A 6,930-nucleotide genomic window follows, 5' to 3' on the forward strand; every position below is an offset into this window, starting at 1 on the left:
TTCGTCAAAGTGATACCATGTTCCATTTACAGGTTCCCATTCTGCTTTTGCAAAACTTCCATTTGCTCTTAAATACCACCAGCCTATTTCATCTTTTTGCCAGCCTGCTTTTACCTCTGGTGTAGGTGTTGGTGTTGGTGTTGGATTAGGTGTAGGAGTTGGATTAATGTTTGGATTTTCTGCTCCATGTTTTTTATCTAATTCTTTTGCTTTTTCTAACGCTGTATTTACTTCTGCCACACTATTTGCTTTGTTTATTTCTAATGCAGCTTTAGTTTTTTCTGCTTCTGTTAGATTTTTTAATTCTGTGACTTCTTTTACTGCTTTTTCTTTCGCTTCTTTTAATTCTTTGTTAGCTGTATTTTTCGCTTTTGCTTGGTCTAGAGCTTCGCTTACTTTTGCTTTTTCTGTCGCTTTGTTTATTTCTGCTTTAAAGCTTTCTTTTTCTTCGTTTGTTAGCTGGTCAAGTTTGTCTAATTCTGCTAATGCAGCTGTTTTTGCGTTAGTTAATGCTTCTGTATCTTTTTCTTTTGCTTCTGCTTTTGCTTCATTAACTTCTGCTATATTTTTTGCTTTGTCTATTTCTTCTTTTGCTGCTTTTTTTTGTTCCTTAGTTAAGTTAGCAAGTTTATCTATTTCTGCTTTTGCTGCGTTTTTTGCGTTAGTTATTGCTTCTGTATCTTTTTCTTTTGCTTTTGCTTTTGCTTCATTAACTTCTGCTATATTTTTTGCTTTGTCTATTTCTTCTTTTGCTGCTTTTTTTTGTTCCTTAGTTAAGTTAGCAAGTTTTTCTAATTCTGCTAGAGCAGTTGTTTTTGCGTCTTTTAGTTCTTTATTAGCTGTATTTTTCGCTTTTGCTTGTTCTAGTATATTATTTATTTCTTTGTCATCTTTTGCTTTGTCTATTTCACTATTAAAGTCTTTTTGTTCTTTATCTTCTAAAAAGTTCAAGCTTTTTATTTGTTCTTTTGCTGTAGCTTTTTCTTTTGAGTAATCCAGCTCTATAGGTCTTAATGTGGCAAATCTTAGTACAGGTTCTGCACTATTTGTAGTATCTCCCATGTCAAATGGATCAAATAGTCCACAATCAATAATTACATTTGTAAGGAGTTCATTTTTACTATCAATTTTGCTTTTATCTACAGGATATTCTATAGTTTTAGGGAAAGCTTTTCTATCTGCGTAATTTTTTAAATATCTTTCTCCGTCACTAGCTTCTCCTTTAAGTTTATATCCTGATAGATTATTATCGTACCATGAAGTTATTTTTGCTACTCCGTCTTTTTTAGCTCCGTCATAATCTACATATTCTAAGTTCCAAATATGAAAAATAAGTTTCAAACGATTTGTAGAAAGTATTGGATTAAGCTCGACTTTATACTGACCGTCTTTTACTATTAAACGAGTTTTATCTTTATCAATCATGCCATCAGCAAGTGAAAGGTTATTGCTCGGACTATCTGTTAATTTATCTTCTATTCTTACATCTATACTATAAATTCCATCTCGCAAATTTTTATAATCAGCTTTATAGTCAGATATTTTCCCTTGTTCATTTTCTGCTCTTGCTTTTTCTTTTATATTACTATATTCATCTCCAGTAGACATATAAAAAACATTGTCTATCAAATTATAGTAATATCCTTTTCTCTCTTCTGATAAGTATTTAAAGCTTTTTATAGCATCCATACTAGAAAGACGTCCTTGTCCAGACATTCTAGCGTGAATCTCCATATTGTCAACATCATTTTTGTTATCTTTTTCTTCTACTTTCCCTATCCAGTACCCTATTTGTTTTTCACTTAATGAGTAGAGATTGTTGTTTTTATCATACTCTTTTATTTCTTTTATTCTTAGCTCTTTATACTCGTCTAAGCTCATTCTTTTTTCATTTAAATCTGTAGCTTCTATAGATATATTACTTAATTCGTCCTCACTATTAGCAGAATTTATTCTTTCTATATATTTAGTTTGCTCTTCTTCTGTTAAATGAGTTTGTTCTTTTATTTCTTTAATTCCTTTTTCTTTTAATTCTACTAATTTTTTATTTTGAGGATTTTTATTTTTTTCGTCTAGTTCTTTTGCTTCTTGTGTTATTTTTTCTAGTTCACTATTATCACTTGCATTTGTTATTTTTGCTTTTAAGCTTTCTTTTTGCACATTTGTTAAATTGTCTAGTTTTTCTAATTCAGCTATTGCTTTTTCTCTTTCTTTTTGTAAATTTTCTTTAGCACTTGCTTTTTTATTTTCACTATCTTTTTGGATAGCTTCTTTTTCTATTTCGTGTATTTTACTAATTTCAGTTTCAGCAGTTATTTTTGAAATATAATTTTCTCTTTCTTTTTGCTCTAGATTTTGTAGAGATTGTATCTTTTCTTTTGCTACTTGTTTTACTGTTTCTATATCTTTAGAATTTTTTTCTTCTGAGGCTTTTATATTATTTATAACCTCTTGTTCTTTTTCTTCTGTCTGAGCGTCTATATAGTCTTTTTTATATTTTTCTTTTTCTTCTTTTTTCAGGTCAGGAGCATTGTCAGCTATAAATTCACTTATATTGTCTAATTTATAAGCTTTAGCTACTAATTTTGCTAGATTTTCTCTACTATTTATGCTAGTTACTTCATTTGCTAAACTATCAACTTCTTCTTTTGTTATGTTAGATAGCCCCTTAACTTCTTTTTTGAAATTTTCTTTTAACTCTAGCAAATCTTTTGTTAAAGCGTCACTAGACTTATCTATAACTTTTATTTTAGAAAAGTCAAAAGTTGGTTTAGCTACTTGAGTTCCTGAGCCTTTATGTATGTTTTCCATTACTTGAACATAGACTTGGACCTTTGTTTCTAATTTATTATCTTGTATTTCATTTTTATCTATTGGATATTCTAAAACTCTAGGATAATCTTTTTCATTTGTAATATTTTTTGTATATCTTGATAGTACTGTCGACGGTGCAAATTCTCCATTTTCTAGTGGATAGCCTAATTTTCCTAACCAACCCGTAAGTTGACTTCCGTTAAATTCTTTTTTTAATGAATGAAACGTAAGTCTTACTTTATACTGACCGTTTTCTACTATAAGGCGAGTTTGGTCTTTCTCTACTGTCCCGTCCATCATACTTTTCTGCTTTTTATTTGAGGCATGCATAATATCTACATCTATACTATAAATTCCGTCTTGCAGATTTTTAACGTCCAAAGTGTTTGTAGTGTTTGTTTGGGGCGTTTCGGTAGCGTTTGCGATATTAAGAGGTTTTACACTCCCAGTTATACTAAAAAGTAAAGCTCCCGTTACTCCTACTGCCAATATCTTGTTATATTTCATATTTTCCTCCCTTTTTTTCGTTAGAATGATAGTTATTATCAAAATTTTAACTTAAAAAAAATTTCTCATAATCTAATTAAATATTAGCATTTTTAAGGTAAAAAAACAATATTTTTTCAAATATTTTTTTATCAAACAAATTATAAAACTATTTTTATACTTTGATTATATTTATTTTCAAGCTATTTTCTCCTTTTTTGCTACTGGCTAGATAAAAATATTATCCCATTTTCGCATAAAAAAAACCTTTCTTATCATTGATAAGAAAGGTATGAATTACATGCTTCAACCTTTTACTTTATTTATCATTTTATTTCTAAAAATCAAAACGTCTTACACAAAGTCCACAAGCTTATATTCGGGTAGTTCCTACCCTATATAGTATCTGTTTACACTACTTCTAATAGTCTACTAAGTCCTTCGTTTTTTATATTTATTGCTGTATTTATATCTCTATCTATATTATTTCCACATTCACAAATGTATATTCTTTCGTTTAGTTTCATTTGTTTCTTGTTACCACATTTACTACAAATTTGGCTGCTTTTTTTCCCAAGCTCCGAAAAGAGTGTGTTGTTTATAATCTTACTTTCTTGTATATATCTCCTCTTGAACCTATGTCAAATACATATACTAATAATTCATCGTCTACAACACGGAAAATGGCTCTATAATCCCCTATTCTCATTCTGAATATATCATCATAATATTTTGAATAGAATTTTTTTATATCATAAGTTTTTATATTTTGTTTATTTTCTGCTATTTCTATAAATGCTTTATAAAATCTTATTCCTATTGATTTTCTTTTTTTGATAAACTTTTCTGCTGATTTTGAATATTTAACCTTGTAAAAGTTCATCTAAAGTAATTTCCTTTCCACTCATATTATTATAATCAATATTCATTAATTCGATTTCTTTTTGTTCTTCTTTGTCCATATAAGAACAAGTTGAATTAATATATTCTAGTAAACTTAGGTTTTCTTTTTGAATTATTGCTTTTAATGCTGTATCTCTTAAAAATTCTGAAAAGGACATACCACTTTTTTTTGCATAGTCATTTATTTTTTCATAAGTTGTTACTGGTAAAGTTATATTTTTTCTAATCATACTCATATAGTATCATCTCCTTTATAACTCTATTATACACATTATACACACTATGTCAAATGTTAATTTTTATTAAATTATTTTATTTATTTCTAGTCTATATTTATTATTTTTCTAACTCTTTTTTTATTAAAGATTTAATATTTATTCTCTTTTCGTTTATTTAGCGTTAAAATTCATAATGTGTCCACATACTTAAAATTTTTACAGTTTTCTCTTCTTCTAAAACTTCATATACTAATCTATGTTTAATATTAATTCTTCTTGAATATGCACATCTTAAATCTCCCTGTAATTTTTCATAAGATGGAGGATTTTGAAATGGATTTTTTCTGACAAGGTCTATAAGTGCTTTTGTTTTTTTATCTAATCTAACAGACTTTAATTTTTCAATATCCTTTACAGATTTTTTTGTATAGACAATTTTATACACTACCATTTTACCTCAGATTCCTCGATACAATCATCAAGAGATGTATTCAATCCTTCTATGATTTTTTCTTTTGTTGCCGGAAAAGAAGATAAATATAAAGTTTCTATCATGTCATTATATTCTTCCTCGCTTAAAATAACTGCATTTCCTTCTTTAGTGCTGATATTTACTGGCTCATTATATTTTATCGCCTGCTCTAAAATACCAAAAATATTTTTCCTAAAATTTGTAACATTAGTATTAAGCATTAATTACACCTCCTTATACGTACATTATAGCGTACGTATTATAGTTGTCAAGTACTCTCACATTTAACATAGGAACTATTCTACTTTTATTAGATTATTTTATTTATTTCTAATCTATATTTATTATTTTTTTTGTTTTGAGTTATATTTTTTAAAATAAATCTGCCATATTTCCTAATTGATAATAAATCTTCTTCTTTGCACCTAAAATTATGACTTTTTATTATAAAATGGTTTATTTTTATATATTCACTTTCAAACATGGCACTTGTTTTACTTCGGCTTTTGTTTGTTATTTTTGAAATTATTATATCTGCTCTTAAGGATAGGGCCGTTATAAAAAATGTTTCATAATTTCTTCTTATTTCTATATCGTTAAAGTCTTTTAATAAAAAGGAAACATTTGCTTTTTTTATTCTCGATAAATTAGCAATCAGGTAATCTTTTAGAGAGTTATCAGCGAAAATCATTATATTTTCATCTTGGATAATTATATCTCCAATTCTATCAAAATTTATTCCTAAAGAATGAACACTTCCTACAACATCTCTGTGAGTAAGATTATTAAACTTTGTATTAAATTTAGCACTTAGGCAAGACACTTCGTAAGAAATATCATAGTTTAGAAATTTTATTATTTTTGCTTTTGCTCTCTCACTTCCCTCGTAACCTCCAAAAAATTCTAAGGAAACCGCTTTGTAATTATAAGCTACTATTTTTTGTAAAAGCTTTTGTTCTACTGGAGTGAGAAAGTGAGTTACTTGATTTTTATTTGCTGATAGGTCTATTTTTTTTAGTAATTCTTTTGCTAAAATTTGTTCATTATTAGCTAAAAGGGGCAATTTTAATTTCATCTAAAATGGTGCCACCTTGAAAACTATAGCATAGACGATTCTTTCTATAAATCCTAAAGCCATAAAAGCTAATATTGGCGAGAAATCTATCATTGCTACTGGCGGAATAATTTTTCTAAATAATTTTAAATAGGGTTCACAAATATCTATCAAGAATTTCATTATAAAATTTTCTCTTGAAATAGGAAACCAGCTTGAAAAAATATAAACTAGCAAGGCTCCTTCGTAAAATCTAAAAATGTAACTTATTACTCTATATAACCAAATATAAAAATGTACGTCCAAATTAATATTCTCCTTCTGAAAATTCTCCTGAAACATTCACTCCGTTTGGCACACAAAGATAAATGTCCTCTCCGATTGTTTTTAATTGTGCATCAAGTGCATAAATTCCTCCGGAAATAAAATCAAGAAGTCTGTCACTTGTTTCTAAATCTAATTTTGTTAGGTTTAAAATTACTACTTTTTTCCCTTTTATGTCATCTACAATATCTTTACTATCTTCAAAAACTAATGGTTCTAATAATATGACATCACTTTTATTAGGTATTTTTTTCACTCCAACTGGTTCTTTTTTCACTTCGCTATATTCCTCTTTATTTTCTTCTATTTCTTCAATATCTTCTTCAGATTCAAACATATTATTAAATTTTTTTAATAGACTCATTTTTTTACCTCAAAATTTATATATCAATTTATTATATCATAATCTATGCTAAAATACATAAATAATTATATATCTCTTATTTTTCTGCACTGAAATGCAAAAGCTTTTTCCACTCTACTTTTTCATTTTTGATAAGTTCTTCTATTTTGCTCATTGATTTTCTCCGTTTTGTCAAATAGCTTTTTTTTGATTATTGTATCATAAATGAAAAGAGACGTATTAGCTATTTAAACATTTTCTTTATAAATAAAAAAACTGGCTCTTTTTTTGATATGTACCCTCTTTACTGGACAAA

Annotated in this window: 8 protein-coding genes and 1 pseudogene; all 9 read right to left on the reverse strand. The window is 27.5% G+C overall.

Going from position 1 to position 6,930, the window contains the following annotated elements; genetic code table 11:
• Window positions 1-3,321: pseudogene (locus HMPREF1871_RS04940) on the reverse strand (GA module-containing protein); the annotation flags it as partial.
• A gap of 389 nt (window positions 3,322-3,710) precedes the next feature.
• A complete protein-coding gene (locus HMPREF1871_RS06100) occupies window positions 3,711-3,920 on the reverse strand; it encodes a zinc ribbon domain-containing protein (protein ID WP_198145780.1) in 210 nt (69 codons plus the stop codon).
• Window positions 3,899-4,183, reverse strand: a complete 285-nt coding sequence (locus HMPREF1871_RS04945) for a type II toxin-antitoxin system RelE family toxin (RefSeq protein WP_066130708.1) — start codon at window positions 4,181-4,183, stop codon at window positions 3,899-3,901. Before HMPREF1871_RS04945 ends, HMPREF1871_RS06100 begins: the two co-directional genes overlap by 22 nt.
• Complete coding sequence (locus HMPREF1871_RS04950) at window positions 4,164-4,439, reverse strand: type II toxin-antitoxin system HicB family antitoxin (protein WP_066130710.1); 276 nt, start codon at window positions 4,437-4,439, stop codon at window positions 4,164-4,166. Before HMPREF1871_RS04950 ends, HMPREF1871_RS04945 begins: the two co-directional genes overlap by 20 nt.
• A gap of 163 nt (window positions 4,440-4,602) precedes the next feature.
• Window positions 4,603-4,872, reverse strand: coding sequence for a Txe/YoeB family addiction module toxin (locus HMPREF1871_RS04955; RefSeq protein ID WP_198145779.1), 270 nt, complete (start codon window positions 4,870-4,872; stop codon window positions 4,603-4,605).
• Entirely contained in the window at window positions 4,866-5,114 is a 249-nt protein-coding gene (locus HMPREF1871_RS04960) for a type II toxin-antitoxin system Phd/YefM family antitoxin (RefSeq protein ID WP_066130712.1), read from the reverse strand. The genes HMPREF1871_RS04955 and HMPREF1871_RS04960 overlap by 7 nt, the downstream gene beginning before the upstream one ends.
• 89 nt (window positions 5,115-5,203) lie before the next feature.
• On the reverse strand, window positions 5,204-5,968 hold the full coding sequence (locus tag HMPREF1871_RS04965; protein WP_066130714.1) for a YlmH/Sll1252 family protein: 765 nt from the start codon (window positions 5,966-5,968) through the stop codon (window positions 5,204-5,206).
• Window positions 5,969-6,253, reverse strand: coding sequence for a YggT family protein (locus HMPREF1871_RS04970; protein WP_232297378.1), 285 nt, complete (start codon window positions 6,251-6,253; stop codon window positions 5,969-5,971). It abuts the gene before it with no gap.
• Between the two features lies 1 nt (window position 6,254).
• Window positions 6,255-6,635, reverse strand: coding sequence for a cell division protein SepF (locus HMPREF1871_RS04975; protein ID WP_066130718.1), 381 nt, complete (start codon window positions 6,633-6,635; stop codon window positions 6,255-6,257).
• Between the last annotated feature and the right edge of the window lie 295 nt (window positions 6,636-6,930).

It is taken from the genome of Gemelliphila asaccharolytica (genome assembly GCF_001553005.1).
Taxonomy (GTDB): domain Bacteria; phylum Bacillota; class Bacilli; order Staphylococcales; family Gemellaceae; genus Gemelliphila; species Gemelliphila asaccharolytica.

Bases quoted from the DNA above. Each gene is read 5' to 3' on its own strand.
- HMPREF1871_RS04945 (WP_066130708.1), bottom strand. From the start codon at position 4,183: ATGAACTTTTACAAGGTTAAATATTCAAAATCAGCAGAAAAGTTTATC.
- HMPREF1871_RS04950 (WP_066130710.1), bottom strand. From the start codon at position 4,439: ATGAGTATGATTAGAAAAAATATAACTTTACCAGTAACAACTTATGAA.
- HMPREF1871_RS04955 (WP_198145779.1), bottom strand. From the start codon at position 4,872: ATGGTAGTGTATAAAATTGTCTATACAAAAAAATCTGTAAAGGATATT.
- HMPREF1871_RS04960 (WP_066130712.1), bottom strand. From the start codon at position 5,114: ATGCTTAATACTAATGTTACAAATTTTAGGAAAAATATTTTTGGTATT.
- HMPREF1871_RS04965 (WP_066130714.1), bottom strand. From the start codon at position 5,968: ATGAAATTAAAATTGCCCCTTTTAGCTAATAATGAACAAATTTTAGCA.
- HMPREF1871_RS04975 (WP_066130718.1), bottom strand. From the start codon at position 6,635: ATGAGTCTATTAAAAAAATTTAATAATATGTTTGAATCTGAAGAAGAT.